Raw genomic sequence first — 21,588 nt, forward strand, 5'->3', positions numbered from 1 at the left:
TTCACCAGATGGGAGCGGTCACGATGCGCCAACCGATCGAGCCGGGGACGCGGCTGTGGGAGGACACCGGGCTGATCACGTTCTCGCTGACGACCGGGGCGGCGTTCGCGCTGCAGGTGATGCACCCGGCGGTGGGGGCGGTGGTCGGTGCGCACTCGGTGTTCCGCACGGACGCCATCGGCCGGGCACGGCGGAGCATCGCGTCGGTGCTGACCTGGGTGTACGGCGGCCCGGAGGCGCTGACGGAGGCGGACCGGCTGCGCGCGCTGCACGCCCCGTTGTACACGACCGACGACGCCGGGGTGACGCACCGGGCGCTGGCGTCCGGCCCGTGGGCGTGGATCATCCTGACCGCGCCGTACGCGTACACGGTGGGCGCGCGGTACTTCTCGCTGCGGCCGCTGACGCGTGCGGACGAGGAGGCGTTCTACGCGGAGCTCCAGCAGTTGATGCGGAACCTGCACGTGGCGGAGAAGGAGATCCCGCCGACGTACGAGGCCTACCTGGATCGGTTCGAGGACATGCTGTCCCACACGCTCGTGGCCCACCCGACGGTGTACGAGTTCCTGCACGCCACCCGGCACGTGCCGCCGCCGCCCGCGCTGCCGTCGTGGCTGCGGGCGCCGTGGCGGCTGGTGGCCGACGTGCCGGGGCGGGTGCAGTACTTCGTCACGGTGGGCACGCTGCCGCCGCGCGCCCGTTCGATCCTCGGCCTGCCGTGGACGGACCGGGACGAACGCCGGCTGCGCCGGCTGGGACGGGTGGTCGCGCTGGTGATGGCCGTGCTGCCGGAGCGGCTGCGCTACTTCCCCATCGCCTACCAGGCCCGCCGCGCGGACCGAGCCCAACGCGCCCTACAACGAATGCTGGCCCACCGCCCCCGCTGACCCCGAACCTCCCCCGCGCGCACGCGCGTGCAGAGCGCGAGTACCGAAAGCCCCACCCTGTCCCGGGGGCCACCCTCACGTGCCAGTCTACCGGTCGGGGCTGACGGGAACCGTTGTGACGCTTGGGTTGTGGACAGGTCGGGCGGTTGTGGACAAGTCAGCGCAGGGCGTCGGCCACGGCGCTCGCCGCGGTCAGGACCTGGGGGCCGACCACGTCCGCGTCCAGCTCGTGGAAGGTCACCACGCCCACGCTCGCGCGCAGGCCGGGGACGCCGCGGACCGGGGCGGCGATGCCGGACGCGCCCTGCTGCAGCTCGCCCGTCGTGGCTATCCAGCCCGGGGTCTCGTCGCGCAGGCCGATGGCCTTGCCGGCCGCTCCCCGGCCCAGCGAGTGGCGGGTGCCGACGCGGTACGCCACGTGGTAGGTCGTCCACGACGGCTCGATCACCGCGATCGCCTGGGCCTCCTCGCCGTCGGCGACCGTCAGGTGAGCCGTGGCGCCCACCGCCTCCGCCAGCTCGCGCAGAGCCGGCAGCGCGGCCAGGCGCAGCTGCGGGGTGACCTTGGCGGCCAGCCGGAGCAGACCCAGGCCCAGCCGAACCTTCGAGCCGTCCCTGCGTACCAGGCCACGCTCCTGCAGCGGCACCAGCAGCCGATACACCGCGGCGCGGCTCGCGCCGATGGCCGTCGCCAGCTCGCTGATCGTCGGCGCCTCCGACTCCGCGTCCGCCACCGCCTGGAGCAGGGCCAGCCCCCGGTCCAGCGTCAGCGAGCTCTCCCGGCCCTGCCCGGTGCTCGGCTGCCGGGTGGAGGAGACGATCGGGCGGATCGGCCGGGCGGCCACCTCAGCCTCCAACGTCCGCGAAGTCGGCCGGGAGGACCGTGCCCGTCACCTCGGCGATGCCCACCACCGAGCCGTCCTCGCCAGGCGCGGTCGCCGTGATCACCACGGTGTCACCGTCCTCGAGGAAGGTCCGCGTCGAGCCGTCGGACAGCTTGATCTTCTCCCGTCCGCCCCATGACAGCTCCAGGAAGCAGCCACGGTGCTCGACCGACGGCCCGGAGACCGTGCCCGACGCGAACAGGTCGCCCGGCCGCACGGTCGCGCCGTTGACCGTCATGTGCGCCAGCTGCTGCGCGCACGAGTACGACATGTCCGCGAAGTTCGGCCGGGACACCACGGTCCCGTTCCACTCCACCGCGAGCCGCAGGTCCAGCCCCCACGGCGAGTCCTCGACCAGGTAGTCGACCCGCGGGTGGCCGGGGTCGGGCACCGGTGTGCGGGCGACCGTGAGCGCCTCCAGCGGCGTCACCCACGCCGACACCGACGTCGCGAACGACTTGCCCAGGAACGGTCCGAGCGGTTGGTACTCCCAGCCCTGGATGTCCCGCGCCGACCAGTCGTTGACCAGCACCACGCCGAAGATGTGCTCCGGTGCGTTCGACGTCGGCACCCGCCGAGCCACCGGGCCGCCGCAGACGAAACCGACCTCGGCCTCCACATCCAGCCGCCCCGACGGCCCGAACTGCGGCAGCGGTGAGCCACGGCGCTGGCCGTGCGGGCGCACCACGTCGGTGCCCGACACCACGACCGTGCCGGCGCGTCCGTGGTAGCCGACCGGCAGGTGCGTCCAGTTCGGCAGCAGCGGCTCGGAGTCCGGCCGCATGATCCGGCCGACGTTCTCCGCGTGGTAACGCGAGCTGTAGAAGTCGACATAGTCGCCGACCGTGAACGGCAGCGGCGTGCGCACGTCGGTCAACGGCAGCAGCGAAGCGCCGGGCGGCTTGCCCGATCCGTTCACCACGTCCATCAGCCGCGCTCGCAGCGCGCTCCACTCGACCCTCGAGGCGGCGAGCAGCGGATCGAGCGACGAACCGGACACCAGGTCGACCAGGTCACCGAGCTCGTCGCCGAACGGCGCCAGCGGCAGCGCGTGGTCGCCGACCCGCACCGCGACCCGCGGGCCCTGCGCATCGCCCGTATCCACGACCCCGTACGGCAGCGTCTGCGGCCCGAACGGCAGGTCCTTCGCGAACGCGGGGTCGGGAATCCAGGTCACAGCAGGCCCAGCTTCTCGAGGTCCGTCACCGGCTCGGTCAGCGAGCAGGAGCCGTACGAGGAGAACACGCCGCGCACCGCCAGCGCCTCGTGCTCGGTCAGCGCCAGCGCCTCCGCGGCCAGCGCCCGGCCGTCGGTCGACGAGAGTGCCTCGTGCACCGTCTCGTCGGTCCCGCCGGCCATGATCAGGCGGTGGGTGGCGACGAGCAGGTTCAGGAACCCGTGGTGGGTGAAGCCGGTTTCCTCGTCCGTGTGCCGGACCGCGTTGTGCAGGCCCGCGGTCGCCTTGAACGACGAGTTGCCCGCGTTGATCACCGACAGGAACTCGGCGACCTCCTCGATGCTCGGGAAGTTCTCCCGGGACAGCCCGCCGCAGCGGATCTTCGGCCAGCTGCCGTGCTCGATCACCCGCTGGATGCCGTCCAGCCAGCCCGCCCCGCCGCGCCGTGGCTCGATCACCCGGATCACGTCCTCGGGCACGAACTCCGAAACCCGCTCCAGCCACACTTCGTCCACATCGGACGGTGCGGGCATCTCCACCATGCGCAGCGCCAGGAGCTCCGCCCGCGACTCGACGATCGACAGCGCCTTCGGCACACCGCCCAGGCCCGTGTCGATGACCAGCGACAACTCGACCGGTCGCGGCGGCTTGACCTTGATCAGGCCGGTGATCAGCTCGGGCAGCCGGGAGGCGGGGCAGAGGAAGAGCCCGACCAGGTCGGCACGGTCGTTCGTCCTGCCGTCGAGGTGCAGGCGGACCGCGTCGGCCATGGCGGCGTTGCCCGGTGGGAACAGGGCGGCGTCGTCGACGAGCCGAGCGAGAAGGGGTGGGACATCGCGTTGTCCTGGCGGAGGCAAGGGTGCGGCGCTTGACACGGCTGACACGCTAGTAGCGTATCGGCTACTGAACAAAGACGTTCGACATGCGGACACTCCGGAGGAGGCAATGCCTTACTACCGCAGCGCCGGGGAGATACCCCGAAAGAGGCACACGCAGTTCCGCTCCCCGGAGGGTGGGCTGTATGCCGAGGAGCTCATGGGCGTGGAGGGCTTCTCCTCCGACTCCGCCCTCCTCTACCACCGGCACCTGCCCACGGCGATCGTGAACGCCGAGGTCGTCGAGGACCACCGCGGACCGCTGACGCCGAACCATCCGCTGATGCCGCGCCACTTCCGCACGCAGGACCTGAAGTCGGAGAGCCAGCAGGAGATCGACGCCGTCACCGGCCGGCGCACCCTGTTCGGCAACAACGACGTGACGATCGCGTTCGCCGTCGCCACCTCGCCGAGCCCGCTGTACCGCAACGCCGCCGGCGACGAGCTGATCTACGTGCAGGCCGGGTCGGCACGTATCGAGACGATCTACGGCGCGCTCGACGTGGCCGACGGCGACTACGTCGTGCTGCCGACGTCGACGACCTACCGCGTGCTGCCGCACGGCGAGACCCGTCTCTACATCCTCGAGGCCACCGGCCACATCGGCCCGCCCAAGCGCTATCTGTCGGCCAAGGGCCAGTTCCTCGAGCACGCCCCGTACTGCGAGCGCGACCAGCGCGGTCCGGGCGAGCCGCTGATCGTCGACGGCACGGACGTGCCCGTGCTCGTCCGCCACCGCGCCGGGCTGACCCGCTTCACCTACGCCAACCATCCGTTCGACGTCGTCGGCTGGGACGGCTGCCTCTACCCGTGGGCGTTCAACATCCGCGACTTCGAGCCGATCACCGGGCGGGTACACCAGCCGCCGCCGGTGCACCAGACGTTCGAGGGCCCGAACTTCGTGGTCTGCTCGTTCTGCCCGCGCAAGGTCGACTACCACCCGCTGTCGATCCCCGTGCCGTACAACCACGCGAATGTCGACTCCGACGAGCTGATGTTCTACGTCGGCGGCAACTACGAGGCGCGCAAGGGCTCCAGCATCGGGCTCGGGTCGCTGTCGCTGCACCCGTCGGGCTTCACGCACGGACCGCAGCCGGGGGCCGCGGAGGCGTCAATCGGGGTCGACTACTTCGACGAGACCGCGGTCATGGTCGACACGTTCCGCCCACTGGAGCTCGGCGAGGCGGCGGGCGCCTGCGAAGATCCGGCGTACGCATGGTCGTGGTCCGGCCGCGGGCCAGGCTGACCGGCTGTCCACAACTCGTCAGGCTGTCCACAGCAAACCCGCCGACCACGGCTTCTGTCAGCCCCCACCGGTAGACTGGCGTGGTGGGGTGGCCCCCGGAGAGGGTGGGGGCGTGCGTGTAGCTGTGCGCGACGTTGTCGGCTGTGCGCGAGCTCGGACACCGCGGCCATGATGCGGCCGGTATGGCGCGTGTCCTATTGGCTCGCGAGCCGGACACCGAGGCCGAGCAGCAGCGTGCCCATCACCGCGTCGATCGCGCGGCGGACTCGGTTCGCGGTCAGGAACCGGCGGAGCGCGCCGACCACGTTCGTCAGTACGACGAACCACAGCAGGCTCACGGTGGCCGCGACGCCGGCGAGCAGCAGGTGGTCGAACGCGGTCGCGGCGGCGGGTAGGAACTGCGGCAACAGCGCGGTGAAGAACACCGCCACCTTGGGGTTGAGCAGGTTCGTGACCAGGCCCTGACGGAACGCGGCGAGCGCACGGGCCGGCCGGCCCTCGGTGACCTCCGGTGCCCCGTAGCAGCCGCGGCGGGCGGCGATCAGCGCGCGGATGCCGAGGAGCACCAGGTAGGCCGCGCCGGCGAGCTTGACGACGGTGAACGCGACCGCGGACGCGGCAAGCAGGCCGGCGATGCCGAGCGCCGTGACGACCACCCAGACGAACACGCCCGCGGCGATCCCCGCCGCGCACGCCATGCCCGCGCGGCGGCCGGACAGCATCGCGTTGCGGGTGACGATCACGAAGTCGGGTCCCGGCGACATCGCCGCGACAAGGATGACGCCACCGAGGGCAAGCAGCTGCGCCACGGTCACTCGGCCAGGCTACCCACCTTTGGCTGTCGATTTTCGCGAGTGACTTAGGCTAGCCTAACCAGTGTGAGTGATCGACCGCCGACTCCCGGACCGGGTGAGCGCGCCAGGACCATCGCGGCGCGCGGCCCGGCGACGTTGCTGCCGCCACCCACACTGCCGCCGGTCCCCGAGCGGCGCCAGCCGGACCGTGTCGTGCCGCTGCTGCACCACGTGCACGCGGACGGGTCGGTGACCTTGCTGCTGCCCGACGAGCAGGCCATGGCCGAGCCGATGACGACCGTGGTCGAGGTGGTCGACCTCGCGCCGGTGCCGCTGCGCGAGCCGGTGCGCGGGCTGCTGTGGATCACCGGACAGCTGGCGCCCGTCGAGCTCGCGGAGGCGCGGGACCTCGCGCTCGATCTGGTCGAGGAGCGGCCGGACCCACGGCTGCTCGATCTCGGCTACGGCGCGACGATGCTGCGGCTGACCCCGATCTCGATGGTGGTCGCGGACGCGGACGGAACGCATCCGGTGCCGCCGCCGGTGTTCGCCGCGGCGGCCGTGGACCCGTTCTGCCACAAGGAGGCGGGCTGGCTGCGGCACCTGGAGCTGTCGCACACCGACGTGATCCACACGCTGCACCGGCACCTGCCGGACCGGCTGCGGGGCGGGCACGTGCGGCCGCTCGGGCTGGACCGGTACGGCCTGCGGCTGCGCGTCGAGGCGATCGAGGGCGACCACGACGTGCGGCTGGCGTTCGAGCGGCCGATCGACACGCAGGACGAGCTGTCGGTCGAGCTGCGGCGGCTGGTCGGATGTCCGTTCGTGGCGCTACAAGGCCGGTAGCGGCTCGTCGCAAAGGGTCTCCACGGGGACGCCGACCGCGCGGGCGATCGCGACGACCGTGAAGAAGGCCGGGGTCGGGACGCGGCCGTGCTCGATCTTGCGCAGCGTCTCGACGGAGATGCCCGCCGCCTGGGCGACCTCGACGCTGGTGCGCTCGCCCCGGGCGGCCCGCAGCCGTTCGCCGAGGCGCATGCCGCGTTCCCGGTCCTGCTGGCTCAGGGGTGGTCGCACCATGACCCCGATACTAATACCGTGATATGAATACCGGGATAGTTATTGGAGGTGTCATGGTCGAGCTGAAGACCGAGGCCGAGCTCGCCGTGATGCGCGAGGCCGGCCGGGTGGTCGCGAACGCGCTCGCGGCCGTACGCGCGGCGGCGGCCGTCGGGGTGTCGCTGCTCGAACTGGACGAGGTCGCGGACGACGTGCTCGCGTCGGCGGGGGCCAAGTCGTCGTTCCAGCACTACCACCCGCACTTCGCGCCGACGCCGTTCCCGGCGGTGATCTGCGCGTCGGTGAACGACGTGATCGTGCACGGCATCCCGTCGGAGTACCGGCTGCTGGACGGCGACCTGGTGAGCGTCGACTTCGGCGCGTGCGTGGACGGGTTCCACGGGGACTCCGCGATCAGCTTCATCGTGGGCACGCCCCGGCCGGCCGACGTGGCGCTGATCGCCGACACGCGAGACGCCCTCGAGGCCGGCATCGCGGCCGCGCGCGCCGGCGGTCGTCTGGGCGATGTGTCGGCGGCGGTGGGCGAGATCGGCCGCGCGCGCGGGTACGGCATCCCGTCGAGCTTCGGCGGCCACGGTGTCGGCCGCGCGATGCACGAGGCACCCTCGGTGCCGAACGAGGGTCGGCCGGGCCGCGGCCTGTCCCTGCGCCCGGGCCTGACGATCGCCATCGAGCCGATGTTCATGGCCGGCGGCCGCGACCGCTTCGTCACGGACCCGGACGGCTGGGCACTGCGAACCGTGGACGGCAGCCGCGCCGCCCACATCGAGCACACGATCGCGGTGACCGGGTCGGGCCCGGTGATCCTCACAGCCCCGTAACCGCCGCCCACGGGACCGCCCACCGGTCGCGCGCGCACGCGCGTGCAGAACGCAGGTACCGAAAGCCCCACCCTGTCCCGGGGGCCACCCTCACGTGCCAGCCTACCGGCGCACGCCGACAAAAGGGGGTGGGCGCGGTCAGCTGTGGACAACCGGGTGGGTTGTGGATGGTTCGGGGTTACGCCAGGTCGGGTGGGAAGCCGCCCGTGGCGATGGGGCCCCAGCGGGTGATCGTGACGCGGATCAGAGACTTGCCCTGGCGTCGCATCGCCGCGCGGTACTCGTCCCAGTCGGGGTGTTCGCCGGAGATCACGCGGAAGTACTCCACGAGGGGTTCGAGCGCGTCGGGGAGGTCGAGGACCTCGGCGGTGCCGTCCACCTGGACCCAGGCGCCGTCCCAGTCGTCGGACAGGACGCAGACCGACACCTGGGGGTCTCGGCGGGCGTTGACCGCCTTCGCGCGGGACGGGTAGGTCGAGATCACGATGCGGCCCTCGGTGTCCATGCCGCACGTCACCGGGGACAGCTGCGGGCCGCCGTCCGCCTTGGTCGTCACCAGGATGGCGTGGTGGCGGGGACGGATGAAGTCGGCGAGGGAGGCCGCGTCCACCCGGTCCGCCGTGGCGATTCGTGGCACCGGCTAACGGTAGCGTCTCGGCGTGTCACTGAGCGCCTGGCTCGTCCCGCAGCGGCGGACCGAGCCGATCACGGACCCCGGCGAACGCCGCGCGATCGTCATCGAGCTCCTCATCGTGCTCACGGTGACGCTCGGACTCTCCGGCCTGCGCAGCCTGCTCTCCCTGCTGGACTCGCTCCTGGCGCCCGAGCCGCTCGCCGACCAGCAGGTCGCGATCAACGTCCCGCAGGCCGCCGACCAACTCATCGACCTTCTCCGCCAACTGCTGTCCGCGGTCCAGCTGTTCGCCTGGGGGGCGCTCGGGCTCTACCTGTTGTGGCGCGCCGGCATCCGGCTGCGGGCGATCGGGCTCGACCGGGACCGGCTCGGCCGCGACACGCTCGGCGGCGCCGGGCTCGCCGCGCTCATCGGCATCCCGGGGCTGGGGCTGTACTTCCTGGCCCGCGCGGCCGGCGCCAACCTCACGGTGCTGCCGTCCACCCTGGGTGACACGTGGTGGCGGCCGGTCGTGCTGACGATCGCCGCGGCGGCGAACGCCTGGGCCGAGGAGGTCCTCGTCGTCGGGTACGTGATCACCCGGCTGCGCCAACTCGGCTGGCACGAGAACGGCTCGCTGGTCGCGGCCGCCGCCCTGCGCGGGTCCTACCACCTGTACCAGGGGTTCGGCGGGTTCGTGGGCAACTTCGTCATGGGCCTGGTGTTCGGCCGCGTCTGGCAGCGGACGAACCGCCTCTGGCCGCTGGTCATCGCGCACACGCTGCTCGACGTCGTCGCCTTCGTCGGCTACGCGCTGCTGCGTGGCCAGGTGTCCTGGCTCCCTTAGTCTGGACGGGATGGGTGACCTCGACGAATACCGGAAGAAGCGCGATGCGGCCCGCACCCCGGAGCCGGTGCCGGTCGAGGGCGCGCTGCCGACCGGCAACAACGACACGTTCGTCATCCAGGAGCACCACGCCAGCCGCCTGCACTGGGACGTGCGGCTGGAGCGGGACGGCGTGCTCGTGTCGTGGGCGGTGCCGAAGGGGTTGCCGGACCTGCCGGGCGACATCCGGCTCGCCGTGCACACCGAGGACCATCCGATGGAGTACGCGACGTTCTCCGGTGAGATCCCCAAGGGCGAGTACGGCGGCGGCCGCATGTTCATCTGGGACCGCGGCCGCTACGAGACGCTGAAATGGTCCGACCGCGAGGTCGCGGTCGTCTTCGACGGCGCGCGCGCCAAGGGGCGGTACACGTTCTTCCGCAGTGGTAAGGACGCCAAGGACTGGATGGTCCGCCGCTCCGAACCGCCGCAGCGGCCCGGGTTCACCCGCCTGCCCGACCTCGTCGAGCCCATGCTGGCCTCGCCGGGCACGCTGCCGCCGGAGAACCAGGACGAGGAGTGGGCCTACGAGTTCAAGTGGGACGGCGTGCGCGCACTGGCCCGGGTCGAGGGCGGCCGGCTGCAGCTGTTCTCCCGCAAGGGCAACGACATCACCGTCACCTACCCCGAGCTGCGCAAGCTCGGGGAGGAGCTCGGCTCGACCCAGGTGTGGCTCGACGGCGAGATCGTCGCCATGGACAACGGGCGACCGAGCTTTCCCGCGCTGCAGCAGCGCATGCACGTCCAGCATGACCGGCAGGCGCGCAGCCTCGCGAACTCCGTGCCGGTCACCTACCTGATCTTCGACGTCATCCACCTCGACGGCCAGTCCTGTGTGGACCTTCCGTACACGGAGCGGCGCCGGCTGCTCGAGGGGCTGGAGCTGCGCGGGCCGCACTGGAACATCTCGCCGAGCTACACCGTCGAGGGCGCCGCCATGGTGGAGACGGCGCGCGAGCAGGAGCTCGAGGGCGTCCTCGCCAAGCGGCTGACCTCGCGGTACTTCCCCGGCCGGCGCACCCCGGACTGGATCAAGATCAAGGAACTGCTGACGATCGAGGTACTGATCGGCGGCTGGCGGCCGGGCGAGGGCCAGCGGTCCGGCATGATCGGCTCGCTGATGCTCGGCGTGCCGACCGACGCCGGGCTGCGTTACGTCGGCCAGGTCGGCACCGGGTTCAGCGACAAGGCGCTGGCCGCGTTGGGCGAGCGGCTGACGCCGTTGGAGCGGGAGACCTCGCCGTTCGCGGACGAGCTGCCGGCGGACCGGCGCAAGGGCGCGCACTGGGTGTCGCCGACGTTGGTCGGTGAGGTGGAGTTCCGGAACTGGACGCCGGACGGCAGGCTGCGGGCGCCGTCGTGGCGGGGGCTGCGGTCGGACAAGGAGGCGGCGGACCTGGAGCCGGAGGCCGTTCCGGACGCGGCGCCTTCCCCTCCGTCGCCACCGGAGTCGCCGGAGTCGCCGGAGTCGCCGGAGTCGCCGGAGTCGCCGGCGTCTTCGGAGCCCGAGGAGGAGCCGCAGCCGCAGAACGTCCTGGTCGAGGTCGGCGGCCGGCGCCTGCGTCTGTCCAACCTGGACAAGGTGCTGTACCCGGAGGCGGGCTTCACCAAGGGGCAGGTGATCAACTACTACAGCCGCGTGGCGCCGGTGCTGCTCCCCCACCTGGCCGACCGGCCGGTGACACTGCGGCGGTGGCCGGACGGGGTGACCGCGCAGCCGTTCTACGAGAAGAACGCCGCGCGGGGTGCGCCGGAGTGGGTCCGGAAGGTGCGGGTGGAGACGCCGGGGAGCACTCGCGGCTACGAGACTCTGGACTTCGTGGTGCTGAACGACCTGCCGTCACTGGTGTGGTCGGCGAACATGGCGGCTCTGGAGCTGCACCTTCCACAGTGGACTGTCGACTCGGCCGGCGAGCGGCGGACGCCGGACCTGGTGGTGTTCGACCTGGACCCGGGCCCGCCGGCGACGATCGTGGAGTGTTGTGAGGTGGCGCTGCTCCTGCGCGACCTGCTGTCGTCGCACGGCCTGTCGCCGGTCGCCAAGACGAGCGGGTCGAAGGGCATGCAGCTGTACGCACCGATCACGACGCCGGCGGTGGAGCGGACGTCGGCGTATGCGAAGGCGGTGGCGGAGGAGCTGGCGCGGGAGCGGCCGGGCCTGATCGTGGCGCGGATGTCGAAGAACCTGCGGCCGCGGAAGGTGTTCATCGACTGGAGCCAGAACAACCGGTACAAGACGACGATCGCGCCGTACTCGCTGCGCGGCCGCCCCGCGCCGACGGTGTCGACCCCGGTCACGTGGGACGAGGTGGCCGCCTGCCGCCACCCGAACGATCTGGTCTTCACGGCGGACGAGGTGCTGGACCGGGTCGAGGAGGTGGGTGACCTGCTGGCCCCCTTGCTCACCAGGGACCGCCCACCCCTCCCCGAGCCGTAACCCAAACCTCCCGCGCACACGCGCGCGTGTGGAACGCGAGAAACGAAAGCCCCACCCTGTCCCGGGGGCCACCCTCACGTGCCAGTCTACCGGGAGGCGCTGACGAAAGGCGAGGTCACGGTCTTGCTGTGGACAACTGTGTCGGTTGTGGACAGGTCAGAGGGCGAGTGGGGCCGAGCCGAAGGCGACGCTGAAGCGGTCGCACCAGATGACGGCACTGCGCAGGCCCTCGAGTTTCGCGTCGGCCGGGATGGCGTAGTTGTGGTTGCCGTCCGTCGCCTTGAGCTCGCCGAGGGCCACGTGGCGGCTGTCGTCATAGGAGCCCCAGTCGCCGCCGGCCTTGTCGGCGGACAGCCACACGTGAACGTCCGGGCCGTCGGAGGTCGAGAAGCCCTCCAGGCGCAGGATGTGCTCGCCACTGGCGAGGCGGATGACCCGGGCGGTACCGGCGGTTTCGTGCTCCTGGCTCACGAACTCGCCCTCGGCGAGCACGGCCGGCTCCGGCGCGGAGGCGTCGTCCGACCCGGCGCTCGAGTCCGGTTCGGCGCCCGTGGCGGCGACTGGCGCGGGCTCGTCCAGGTGGCTGCTCGTGAACGCGCGCCACGGCTCGAACAGGACCAGGCCGGTGACCGCCCCGGCCACCATGACTACCAGCACGACCCATGTCACGGGCTTTCGAAGAAGACGTCGCATGGTGCCCATAATGGCGGGAGTGGCCGCGACCGCGTACTTACCGGGTTATTACGCTCGCCGCGTGACCGCTCAACCAGCACCTGACCTGGCCGTGCACGAACAGCCGACGCCCAAGGTGGACAGCGAGGTCGGGCCGCTGCGTGCGGTGCTGCTGCACCGGCCGGGCGCCGAGCTCAAGCGGCTGACCCCGCGCAACAACGACCAGCTGCTCTTCGACAGCATCCCGTGGGTCGACCGGGCTCAGGAGGAGCACGACGCGTTCGCCGAGACGTTGGGGACCCGGCGGGTGGAGGTGCTGCTGCTCGCCGACGCGCTCGTCGCCGCGCTGACCGACGAGCGGGCGCACGCCGCCGCCGCGGACACGGCCGTCGACCGGCGCCGGGTCGGGCACGAGCTGGCCGACGCGCTCAGCTCGCATCTGTCCACGATGGACAACGAGGCGCTCGCGGACGTGCTGATGGCGGGCATGACGTTCGAGGAGCTGCCCGCCGCCGAGGGCGCGTCGCTGGTGCGCAAGATGCACCATCCGCACGACTTCGTCGTCGACCCGCTGCCGAACCTGCTGTTCACCCGGGACTCGTCGGTGTGGATCGGCAACCGGGTGGCGATCGCGTCGCTCGCGATGCCCGCGCGCAACCGGGAGACCGCGCTGCTGGACCTGATCTACGCCTACCACCCGCGGTTCCGGGCCGCCGGCCGCGCGTACGGCGCCCACTCCGCCCCGGTCGAGGGCGGCGACGTGCTGCTGCTCGCGCCCGGTGTGCTCGCGATCGGGGTCGGCGAGCGGACCACGCCCGCGGGCGCGGAGTCGCTGGCTCGGTCGGCGTTCGCGGACGGGCTCGCGCACACCGTGCTGGCGGTGCCGATCGCGCAGGACCGGGCGACCATGCACCTGGACACCGTGTGCACGATGGTCGACCGGGACGCCGTCGTGATGTACCCGGCGGTGCGGGACACGCTGCTCGCCTATCCGTTGCGGCCCGGGGACGAGGATGGCGTGGTCGTGTCGGGCCCGGTGCCGTTCCTCGAGGCGGCCGCCGGGGCGATGGGCATCGAGCGGCTGCGCGTGATCGACACGGGCCTGGACCCGGTGACTGCCGAGCGCGAGCAGTGGGACGACGGGAACAACACGCTGGCCGTGGCGCCGGGCGTGGTCGTCGCCTACGAGCGCAACGTCGAGACGAACGCCCGGCTGGAGGAGGCGGGGATCGAGGTGCTGCGGATCCGCGGGTCGGAGCTGGGCAGCGGGCGGGGCGGCCCGCGCTGCATGTCGTGCCCGATCACCCGCGCCTCTCTCTGAGCCCGACCGAATCCGCCATTCACACCGCCGCACCATCCACAAGGCTTGCGCGACACCGGGTTTTGTCAGTGTTCACAAGTAGACTGGCGTCGAGGGGTGCCCCCGGAGAGGGTGGGGGCGTGCGTACGTGGGTTCTGCACGCGCGTGTGCGCGAGAGGATTTCCTGTGTGCGCGTGGGGTTCGTGCGCGCGGTGGGCGTGCGGTGGTGGTGGCGCTGGAGCGCGGGGTGCGGAGTTGACGTGAGCACGGTCTTGCTTGTGCACGGTGGGCTGTGGGACGGGGTGGACGCCGAGTTCTTCTGGCACCGGCCCGGTGTCACGAGCGCCCTGGGCGACCGCGGGTTCGCCGTGCTCGCGCCGGATCGGCTGGCGCGTGCGGCCGGTTGGGACAGCGAGGCCGAGCATCTCGCCCGGCAACTCGACGAGCCGGCCACCGTCGTCGCCGGGTCCAACGGGTGCTCGGCCGCCGCGCGGCTCGCGGTCGGGCGGCCGGACCTCGTCGAGCGGCTGGTACTCGCCTGGCCCACCACCGCCAATGATCCCGAGGTCGACGCGTACACCCGGGAAGGGCTGGCCGGTCTGGGGGCGAGCCCGGGGGTGGCCGACGCGCCTGCTGAACGGGGAGACCCTGCGCGGGATCAGTGACGCGGAGCTGCGCGCCCTCGGCATGCCGGTCGCGGTGCTGCCCTCGGAGCCGGAGAACCGGACGCACCAGCGGCGGACCGCGACCGCCGTCCGGGACCTCACCGGGGCCGTGGAGCTGCCCGGGTGCCCCGAGCCGCCGCGGCCGGGGTTTCAGGCGGACGGCTTCGTCGACTCGATCGTCCAGTTCGGATTGAGCCGGTGGTAGACCGCCATGTCCTCGAAACCCTCGTCGCCGCTCGTGAACGAGTCCGGCTCGGTGGCGATGTGGACGAAGCCCGCCTGCTCGACCGCGTACCGGGACGCCGTGTTGCTCGCCGCCGTCGTCAGGCTGAGCCGGCGCTTGCCCAGGCCGCCCTCGGCGACGGGCCGGAACACCCACTCCACGACCATGCCCAGCGCGGTACGCAGCACGCCCCGCCCGCGCGAGTCCGGGTGGACGGAGTAGCCCAGCTTGGCCTCCGTCTCGTCCAGCCCGTCGAGGTCGAACAGCTGGATGTGCCCGATCAGACGATCCGAACCGGGCTCGGTCATGCACCAGTCGAACCGCTCGCCGGACGCCTGCGCCAGCATGATTCGGGTGATGATCGCTTCGCCGGCGGTGGCCTCGCGGAGCGCACGCACCCGGCCGCCGTAGTGCCGGCTGCGTGCGTCGTTGGACATCTCCGCGAAGCGGTCCGCGTCGGACATGCGGATCGGGCGCAGGCGCAGCCGGTCCGACGTGAGCATCGGGGCCACGTGCCACGGGTGCTTCGGCGACCGGTCGTCCGACGTACGCAGCGAGCCGATCCAGGCGTCGTACCGCTCGCCGCGCTGCTCGGCGAACCTCGGGATCGTGCCGTCGAACGTGAAGCCGTTCGCCCAGGCGACCCGCCGCGACGCCCAGTTCCCCACGTGCGCGATCCACAGCACGACGTCGAACCGCTCGAATCCCCAGTCCAGCAACAGCTTCACCGCCCGGCTGCACACGCCGCGCCCGCGCGCCGCCGGGTGCAGGCCGTACGCGACCTCGCCGACGCCGTCGTCGATGTACGCGCGGAGACTGACCGACCCGGCGAACGGGACGTCGGGCGTCTCGACCGCGAAGCAGAACTCGCGTCCCGAGCGCCACCCGCCCGCGATCAGCTCGAGGTAGCCGACCGCGTCCGCCCGGGCGTACGGTACGGGAACCCGCGTCCACTCGATCGACTCCGGGTCCAGGGCCTGCTCGACCAGAGCGTCCACATCGGAGGCCCGGTGCGGGCGCAACCTCACCTCGCCGTCGGTCAGCGTCGGGACGTCCACGGGAAGGTCGTCCGCGGAAAAGTCACTGTCGTCGGTGCCGGCCATCGGCCCATCGTCGATGGCCGGCACCTATCCGTGCAACGCGGTTACCCGTCCTGCAGCCCCGGCCGGCCGTCCTCGACGACGAACCGGCGCGACACCGACGAGGTGACCTTCGCCGGGTCGGGCTCCACGACCGACGACACCTGCACGAACTCCGCGGTCAGCTCCGTGCCGGTGATCGTCGCCCGCACGTAGCCGCGCTGGTTGCCCACGTAGTTCAGGTGCGGGTTGAACTGCACGTAGTCCGGCGGCGGGTCACTGCTGCCGGGCTGGCCGGTGGAGGTGATCGACGTCGTGACGAACTCGGTGCCGATCAGCGGCGCGTCGTGGTCGAAGTAGTCCAGCCGCAGGTCGTTCGCCCAGTGCCGGTGCACGTCGCCGGTCAGCACGACCGGGTTGCGCACCTGCCGGTCCAGCCAGCCCTGCGCGATCCGCTGCCGGCTCGCGTGGTAGCCGTCCCAGGCATCCTCGCTGACGTCGCACGAACCGGTCTCCCCGTCGCCGTCCCGGCCGGCGAAGAACACCTGCTGGCCCAGCAGGTCCCACTTGGACCCGCCCGCCGCGAGCCCGTCGAGCAGCCACTGCTCCTGCGCGGCGCCGGTGAGTGTGCGGTCGGTGCGGTGGATCTCGTCGCAGTCGCCGTTCGGGGCCTGCTCCCAGCGGTGCTGGCGGGTGTCCATCATGTGGAAGCGGGCCAGCGTCCCCCAGCCCACGCGGCGGTACAGCGGGATCGACGGGCCGGTCGGCTTCATCGACTTCGGCAGCGGCATGTTCTCCCAGTACGCCCGGAACGACGCGGACTTGCGGTCGTCCGGCCAGCCCGACTGCCCGCCCCACCAGTTGTTCGCGAGCTCGTGGTCGTCGTACACCGTGAGCCACGGGGCCACCGCGTGCGCGGCCTTCAGGCCCGGGTCGAGCTTGGTCTGGGCGTAGCGCAGCCGGTACTCGTCGAGCTTGTCGACCTCGTCGAAGTCCACGTAGCCGCGCACCGTGTCCCGGCCCGACTGCTTCTCGTACATGTAGTCGCCGAGGAACAGCACGAGGTCCGGCTCGTCGGCCGCGAGGAACCGGTGCGCGTGGTACCAGCCCTCCTCGAAGTGCTGGCAGGACGCCAGCGCGATCTTCATCGAGCCCGGGTCGGTGCCGGCCGCCGGCGCGGTGCGGGTGCGGCCGACCGGCGAGATGAACGTGCCCTGCTTGAACCGGTAGAAGAACTCCGCGCCGGCGGGCAGCCCGGCGGGCTCGGCGTGCACGCTGAACCCGTCCGCCTCGGTCGCGGTCTCGGTGCCGGAGGCGACCACGTCGGCGAACGCCTCGTCGGTCGCCATCTCCCACTGGACGTCGAGCGGCGCGGAACCCATGCCGCCACCGATGTCCAGCGGCTTCGAGGCGAGCCGGGTCCACAGCACCAGGCCGTCCGGTCGCGGGTCGCCCGAGGCGACGCCGAGCTGGAACGGATCGCCGGCGGCGCGCGGCGACGGGGCGGTGGCCGCGCCGGCGAGGTGGGGCAGCCCGACCGCGCCCGCGGCGGCCAGGCCGGACAGGATGAACACGCGTCGGTTGAGCTTGGTCATCCCGGCCTCCTAGGCGGTGTCGGTGATGGTCGCGCCGCAGGTGTTCTGCAGGACCTCTCTGGGGCCGTACTCGCCGAGGCACGCGCGGTAGGTCACCCAGCTGCCCTCGGCGAACTCGAGGTTCGCGGTGACTGTCGTGCCGTTCCCGTTGGGGTTCCAGACCAGGTGCGGACCGGTGCCGTCCGGCAGCCAGTACAGGGCGACCGCGGAGTGGCCGTCGCCTGCCTGGTCGGAGACCTTGAACACCTCGCCGTACGAGGCGAAGGTGACGCGGCCGGCGCAGCCACTGCCCGAGGTGCACCGCTCGCTGTCCGCGCTCGCGGTGGCTCCGCCGGCCAGCAGGAGTGCGCCGACCAGCAACGAGACCGACACGGACCGACGTAAGACTGTCATGACCCTCCCTGTGAAGAATTTTCGGACACTCTTCAAGGTGCGTGTCCGAGCAACAGGTCGTAGGGTACGACACCGCGCGCCGTTTAGGAATGCCTTACCTGAATTGCGTTTCGGTAGGCTTGCCTAAAAAGGCACGGAAATTGTTCGCGTGCCCACCTCGCATAGCGTTGCGCTGCTCGCTTTGCGTATTATCGAATTCATGGCGAAGACAGGCAACCTCTCGAAGTTCCACTCCATGCTGCAGGAACAGGTGCGGCACGAGTTCACCGCGTCGCAGCAGTACGTTGCCCTGGCGGTCTGGTTCGACGGCCAGGACCTGCCACAGCTCGCGAAGCACTTCTACCGGCAGTCGCTGGAAGAGCGAAACCACGCGATGATGATCGTGCAATACCTGCTGGACAACGACGTCGCGCCGACGATTCCCGGTTCCGACAATGTGCAGAACAGTTTCTCGGAGCCGGTCGACCTCATTTCCCTGGCGCTCCAGCAGGAGAAGAACGTCACCGACGAGGTCATCAACCTCGCCAAGATCGCCCGCGACGAGGACGACTACAAGGGCGAGCAGTTCATGCAGTGGTTCCTCAAGGAGCAGGTGGAGGAGGTCGCCCAGATGACCACGTTGCTCAACGTGGTCCGCCGAGCCACCGCGAGCGGCAACCTGTTCGACGTGGAGAACTACCTGGCCCGCGAGTCGGTCGGCGACACCGGCAGCGACCCCCTTGCCCCCCGCACGGCCGGCGGCAAGGTCTAATCCACCGCGAGTCCAACAGTCAGAACCCGCGAGTCCAACACTGGCGACCCGCGAGTCCAACGGTCCCGACCCGCGAGTCCAACGTTCGGAATGTCGGACTCACCGGTCCGGAATGTTGGACTCGCGGGTCTGCGGCGTTGGACTCGCGAGTTCGGGCGGCAGCTCGAAGCGGCCTTCGGCGGATGGTGGGAAGTCGTGCACCGCGACGACGGCCGCGGCCGGGATCGGGCCGTAGACGTGCGGGAACCAGGCCCCGTTGGGGTCCGGCGGCGCGCCGGGCTCCCAGCGCAGCGGCACGTCGAGCCGGGCCGGGTCGATCTCCAGCAGTACGAGGTCGGTGCGCCCGGCGAAGAGCCGGTTGGCCGGCAGGTGCACGGTGCCGGGGTCGGAGCAGTGCACGAAGCCCTCCGTGTCCAGCGAGTCCGCGCGGTACGGCTCGCCGGGCGCCCACGCGTCGCGCGTGGTGATGTGGAGGAGCACGTCAGCGGATGGTGACCTGGCGGCCGACCAGGCCGTCGCGCGCGCGGCGCTCCTCGCCGGCCAGCGGCTTGGCGTCCAGCGAGGCCAGCGCCTCGGTGAGCCGGTCGCCCAGCTCCTCCGCGGGCTTGGCCCACTCGCGGGCGTGCTGCTCGCCGTCGAGGTCCCACACCGGGACGAGCAGGCCGTGCGCCCGGAAGCAGCCGGCGTAGCGCGAGCCCTCGCCGAGACCGAGCTCGCCCGCCGCCGCCAGCCGGGCCATCGCGAGCAGCAGCTTCTCCTCCGGCTCGGGGCGGACCCAGCGCAGGTGGCAGCGGTCGCCGGCCTCGACCCAGTACGCCGCCGGGCCGATCCGCTCGGTCGGCATGATCGCGGCGTTCGCGCGCTCGAGGGACAGCGCCACCTCGCCGGCCGGCTCCTCGCCCTCGGGCATCCACCAGGAGAAGTCCGTGTGCACCTCCGGCTCGATGATCTGGTCGGCGTCGACCAGGTCCTGGAACCGCTCGCGCTCGGGCGACTCGTCGGTCTCCGGGCCGACGACCGGCAGCACGGCGCCCGCCTCGGCCTCGAGCGCCCAGCGCAACGCGCGGGCCATGTCCCGGCTGACGTCGCTGGAGCGGGTCTGCACCTGCATGCCCACCAGCGCCGACCCGTCCGCCCGGACCAGCGCGGCGGCCGCCATCGGCAGCACGGTGGCCAGCGTGACCTCACGGTCGGCCGGCTTCGTGAGCCTGAGCGGCACGGTGGCCGACGGGACGAACTCGCGCAGCGCGACCAGCTCGCACTCGCCGGCGAGGCCCTCGAGCGGGCGCGCGACCGGCAGCTCCACCGGTCCGCTCGAACTGCCGTGGCACGCCTTGTACCGCTTGCCAGAGCCGCAGGGGCAGGGCTGGCGCGGGTTGGGGCCATCGGTGTTGCGCTGCTTCACGGCGGATCGCTTGGCCATGGCCGCGACGCTACCGAACGCGGCGACGGACTACGCGGGCAGCCGGGGCAGCAGCAGGCGGGCGACGTCGAGCGCACGGCTGTCCGGCGGCGGTCCGCCCGGCGTCCAGTCCTCGGCGGTCCACACGTCGGACAGCACGGCCTTGACGAAGCCCCAGGCGACGACTCGATCCACCGGCATGTCCAGCTCGTCCGCGAGTTGCTCGACGCGCGCCGGGACCAGCGCGGTCAGCGTCTCGTCCCGGTCGTGCGGATCGGGGTTGAACAGCAGCGACGTGGTCTCGTAGCCCGGATCGCCGACGACGCCGTGCGGGTCGATGGCCAGCCACGGCTCCCGGGTCGCGCGCAGGATGTTGTCGTGGTGCAGGTCGCCGTGCAGCACGACGCGCTCGGTGGCCGACGCGCACAGCTCGCGCATCAGCCCGCCGGCCCGGGCCACGAGGTCGCCGGACAGCGGACCGCCGCGGCCGTGGCGAGCGAGGTACTCGTCGAAGGCCCGGGCCTGCGTCACGAGGTCAGGCATCAGCTCGTCCGGCGGTGGGACCGCGAGCCGCCGCATGACGCCGGCCGCGATGGAGGTCGCCTCGGTGTCGTGGGCCGGCACCAGGTCACGGAGTCGGTCGCCCGGCTCGGCCCGCTCCAGCAGCAGCGCGCCGCGGTCGAGGTCCGCACGCAGCAGCCGCACCGCGCCCCGGCCGGCGAACGCGCGCAGGGCCGGGGCCTCGTCGCGCAGCGAGTCGGCGCCCGGCACGCCCAGCTTGAGCACGGCCGGAGTCCCGTCGCCGCGGGTCACGGCGACGACATAGTGATAGGTGAGGATGAAGGGCGTGCCGATGGTCAGGTCCCAGTCGCGGGCGACGCCGGCCAGGACGCGCGGGAGGGCGGCCAGCCAGCGCGCGCCGCCCGCGCCCCACACGGTCTCGACGTTGCGCCGCAGCGCGTCGGGGATCACCGGTCCAGCAGCGAGCGGGTCGCCGCCGGGGCGTTGGTGGCCACGTAGCGGACGCCGAGGCGGCGGCACAGCTCGATGTCCTCGGGCTCGTCGACCGTCCACGCGTACGTGTCGTGGCCGAACGCCGCGGCGCGAGTCACGTAGTCGGGATCCTGGCGCAGCAGCCGGATGCCCGGCCCGGCGAGGTCGGCGGTGCGGGGCAGGGAGCCGTCCCAGCGCATCGGGGACAGCTGGCTCAGCAGCAGTACGGTCGGCAGGGTCGCGGAGTGCTGGCGGATGCGGCGCACGGCCCTCGCGGAGAAGGACATCATCACGACCGGAGAGTCCTCTATGGATTTTGGGTTGGCCAGGCCGTAGCGGCTGAGCAGGGCGATCAGCTTCGTCTCCACCAGGCCGCCGTAGCGGACCGGGTGCTTGGTCTCGATGAACAGCTTCGTGCCCGGCGAGTCGGCGATCAGGTCCAGCAGCGACTCCAGGGTCAGCACCCCGTGGTCGTTCGGGTCGGGCGTCCACACCCGCTCGTGCACCAGGTCGTCGGCGTGCTCGGGCATCGCCGCGTCGTACCGGCCGTAGTCCAGTTCGGACATTCGCTCCAGCGTGAGCGTGCTGACCACGCCGCGGCCGGTCGAGGTGCGGTCCACCCTCCGGTCGTGAACGCACACGAGGTGACCGTCGCGGGTCAGGCGTACGTCGCATTCGAGGCCGTCGGCGCCCTGCTCCAGGGCGAGCGCGTACGCGGCTACCGTGTGCTCCGCCCGGTGTGCGGAGGCTCCCCGATGCGCCACAACTGTGGGCTGCACGGCGCGGATCATCGCACAGAAGAGTTACGGTCGCCTG

At 71.8% G+C, this 21,588-nt stretch carries 23 protein-coding genes; 9 read left to right on the forward strand and 14 right to left on the reverse strand.

The genetic code is table 11. The features are described 5' to 3' along the window. Positions 1-23: 23 nt before the first annotated feature. Positions 24-887, forward strand: a complete 864-nt coding sequence (locus ACRDTB_RS01885) for an oxygenase MpaB family protein (RefSeq protein WP_431428081.1) — start codon at positions 24-26, stop codon at positions 885-887. 157 nt (positions 888-1,044) lie between these two features. Here ACRDTB_RS01885 and ACRDTB_RS01890 read toward each other — a convergent pair whose 3' ends face one another. The 3 genes from ACRDTB_RS01890 to ACRDTB_RS01900 are packed head-to-tail and all read right to left on the reverse strand — an operon-like array spanning position 1,045 to position 3,822. Then, a complete protein-coding gene (locus ACRDTB_RS01890; protein ID WP_431428237.1) occupies positions 1,045-1,707 on the reverse strand; it encodes an IclR family transcriptional regulator in 663 nt (220 codons plus the stop codon). Between the two features lie 25 nt (positions 1,708-1,732). Then, positions 1,733-2,947: a fumarylacetoacetase gene (gene fahA, locus ACRDTB_RS01895; protein WP_431428082.1), complete on the reverse strand. Its 1,215-nt coding sequence runs from the start codon at positions 2,945-2,947 to the stop codon at positions 1,733-1,735. Continuing rightward, a complete protein-coding gene (locus ACRDTB_RS01900; protein WP_431428238.1) occupies positions 2,944-3,822 on the reverse strand; it encodes a hypothetical protein in 879 nt (292 codons plus the stop codon). The genes fahA and ACRDTB_RS01900 overlap by 4 nt, the downstream gene beginning before the upstream one ends. Before the next feature lie 70 nt (positions 3,823-3,892). Between ACRDTB_RS01900 and ACRDTB_RS01905 the strand changes: the two genes are divergently transcribed. Further along, the gene (locus ACRDTB_RS01905; protein WP_431428083.1) at positions 3,893-5,068 is read left to right on the forward strand and encodes a homogentisate 1,2-dioxygenase; all 1,176 of its coding nucleotides are present in this window, start codon (positions 3,893-3,895) and stop codon (positions 5,066-5,068) included. A 194-nt stretch (positions 5,069-5,262) separates the two neighbouring features. Here ACRDTB_RS01905 and ACRDTB_RS01910 read toward each other — a convergent pair whose 3' ends face one another. After that, the gene (locus ACRDTB_RS01910; protein WP_431428084.1) at positions 5,263-5,883 is read right to left on the reverse strand and encodes a LysE family translocator; all 621 of its coding nucleotides are present in this window, start codon (positions 5,881-5,883) and stop codon (positions 5,263-5,265) included. Positions 5,884-5,946: 63 nt separating this feature from the next. Here ACRDTB_RS01910 and ACRDTB_RS01915 point away from each other — a divergent pair, with 63 nt between their 5' ends. After that, positions 5,947-6,708 (forward strand): DUF2470 domain-containing protein, encoded by a 762-nt coding sequence (locus ACRDTB_RS01915; protein ID WP_431428085.1) that lies wholly within the window; start codon positions 5,947-5,949, stop codon positions 6,706-6,708. Here the strand turns inward: ACRDTB_RS01915 and ACRDTB_RS01920 are convergent. Then, positions 6,694-6,942 carry a helix-turn-helix domain-containing protein gene (locus ACRDTB_RS01920; RefSeq protein ID WP_431428086.1) on the reverse strand — a complete coding sequence of 83 codons (249 nt, stop codon included), beginning with the start codon at positions 6,940-6,942 and terminating at the stop codon, positions 6,694-6,696. The genes ACRDTB_RS01915 and ACRDTB_RS01920 overlap by 15 nt on opposite strands. 53 nt (positions 6,943-6,995) lie before the next feature. Between ACRDTB_RS01920 and map the strand changes: the two genes are divergently transcribed. After that, on the forward strand, positions 6,996-7,763 hold the full coding sequence (gene map, locus ACRDTB_RS01925) for a type I methionyl aminopeptidase (protein ID WP_431428087.1): 768 nt from the start codon (positions 6,996-6,998) through the stop codon (positions 7,761-7,763). 178 nt (positions 7,764-7,941) lie between these two features. Here the strand turns inward: map and ACRDTB_RS01930 are convergent, their stop codons facing one another. After that, positions 7,942-8,400, reverse strand: a complete 459-nt coding sequence (locus ACRDTB_RS01930) for a PPOX class F420-dependent oxidoreductase (RefSeq protein WP_431428088.1) — start codon at positions 8,398-8,400, stop codon at positions 7,942-7,944. Between the two features lie 22 nt (positions 8,401-8,422). Here ACRDTB_RS01930 and ACRDTB_RS01935 point away from each other — a divergent pair, with 22 nt between their 5' ends. Next, positions 8,423-9,223: a CPBP family intramembrane glutamic endopeptidase gene (locus ACRDTB_RS01935; RefSeq protein ID WP_431428089.1), complete on the forward strand. Its 801-nt coding sequence runs from the start codon at positions 8,423-8,425 to the stop codon at positions 9,221-9,223. A 10-nt stretch (positions 9,224-9,233) separates the two neighbouring features. Next, positions 9,234-11,699 (forward strand): DNA ligase D, encoded by a 2,466-nt coding sequence (gene ligD, locus ACRDTB_RS01940; protein WP_431428090.1) that lies wholly within the window; start codon positions 9,234-9,236, stop codon positions 11,697-11,699. Positions 11,700-11,855: 156 nt separating this feature from the next. Here the strand turns inward: ligD and ACRDTB_RS01945 are convergent, their stop codons facing one another. After that, on the reverse strand, positions 11,856-12,392 hold the full coding sequence (locus ACRDTB_RS01945; RefSeq protein WP_431428091.1) for a DM13 domain-containing protein: 537 nt from the start codon (positions 12,390-12,392) through the stop codon (positions 11,856-11,858). A 115-nt stretch (positions 12,393-12,507) separates the two neighbouring features. On the opposite strand from ACRDTB_RS01945, the gene ACRDTB_RS01950 reads away from it, so the two are divergent. Together ACRDTB_RS01950 and ACRDTB_RS01955 are read left to right on the forward strand one after the other, a co-directional pair. Beyond that, on the forward strand, positions 12,508-13,692 hold the full coding sequence (locus ACRDTB_RS01950) for an arginine deiminase (protein ID WP_431428240.1): 1,185 nt from the start codon (positions 12,508-12,510) through the stop codon (positions 13,690-13,692). Positions 13,693-13,931: 239 nt separating this feature from the next. Next, positions 13,932-14,336, forward strand: a complete 405-nt coding sequence (locus tag ACRDTB_RS01955) for a hypothetical protein (RefSeq protein ID WP_431428092.1) — start codon at positions 13,932-13,934, stop codon at positions 14,334-14,336. A 150-nt stretch (positions 14,337-14,486) separates the two neighbouring features. On the opposite strand, the gene ACRDTB_RS01960 is transcribed toward ACRDTB_RS01955, so the two are convergent. Genes ACRDTB_RS01960 through ACRDTB_RS01970 form a run of 3 tightly spaced genes read right to left on the reverse strand, consistent with a single transcriptional unit; the run spans position 14,487 to position 17,626 of the window. Continuing rightward, positions 14,487-15,662: a GNAT family N-acetyltransferase gene (locus tag ACRDTB_RS01960; RefSeq protein ID WP_431428093.1), complete on the reverse strand. Its 1,176-nt coding sequence runs from the start codon at positions 15,660-15,662 to the stop codon at positions 14,487-14,489. Positions 15,663-15,703: 41 nt separating this feature from the next. After that, entirely contained in the window at positions 15,704-17,233 is a 1,530-nt protein-coding gene (locus ACRDTB_RS01965) for an alkaline phosphatase D family protein (protein WP_431428094.1), read from the reverse strand. 9 nt (positions 17,234-17,242) lie between these two features. Next, positions 17,243-17,626: a hypothetical protein gene (locus ACRDTB_RS01970; protein ID WP_431428095.1), complete on the reverse strand. Its 384-nt coding sequence runs from the start codon at positions 17,624-17,626 to the stop codon at positions 17,243-17,245. Positions 17,627-17,825: 199 nt separating this feature from the next. On the opposite strand from ACRDTB_RS01970, the gene ACRDTB_RS01975 reads away from it, so the two are divergent. Continuing rightward, positions 17,826-18,377: a ferritin gene (locus ACRDTB_RS01975; RefSeq protein ID WP_431428241.1), complete on the forward strand. Its 552-nt coding sequence runs from the start codon at positions 17,826-17,828 to the stop codon at positions 18,375-18,377. A gap of 99 nt (positions 18,378-18,476) precedes the next feature. On the opposite strand, the gene ACRDTB_RS01980 is transcribed toward ACRDTB_RS01975, so the two are convergent. The 4 genes from ACRDTB_RS01980 to ACRDTB_RS01995 are packed head-to-tail and all read right to left on the reverse strand — an operon-like array spanning position 18,477 to position 21,551. Beyond that, a complete protein-coding gene (locus ACRDTB_RS01980) occupies positions 18,477-18,857 on the reverse strand; it encodes a DUF952 domain-containing protein (protein ID WP_431428096.1) in 381 nt (126 codons plus the stop codon). A 1-nt stretch (position 18,858) separates the two neighbouring features. Continuing rightward, positions 18,859-19,800: a DUF5926 family protein gene (locus ACRDTB_RS01985; protein WP_431428097.1), complete on the reverse strand. Its 942-nt coding sequence runs from the start codon at positions 19,798-19,800 to the stop codon at positions 18,859-18,861. Positions 19,801-19,830: 30 nt separating this feature from the next. Then, the gene (locus ACRDTB_RS01990; protein WP_431428098.1) at positions 19,831-20,751 is read right to left on the reverse strand and encodes an aminoglycoside phosphotransferase family protein; all 921 of its coding nucleotides are present in this window, start codon (positions 20,749-20,751) and stop codon (positions 19,831-19,833) included. Further along, the gene (locus ACRDTB_RS01995) at positions 20,748-21,551 is read right to left on the reverse strand and encodes a glycerophosphodiester phosphodiesterase (RefSeq protein ID WP_431428099.1); all 804 of its coding nucleotides are present in this window, start codon (positions 21,549-21,551) and stop codon (positions 20,748-20,750) included. The genes ACRDTB_RS01990 and ACRDTB_RS01995 overlap by 4 nt, the downstream gene beginning before the upstream one ends. Between the last annotated feature and the right edge of the window lie 37 nt (positions 21,552-21,588).

The organism is Actinophytocola sp. (assembly GCF_050699935.1).
Classification (GTDB): Bacteria; Actinomycetota; Actinomycetes; order Mycobacteriales; family Pseudonocardiaceae; genus Actinophytocola.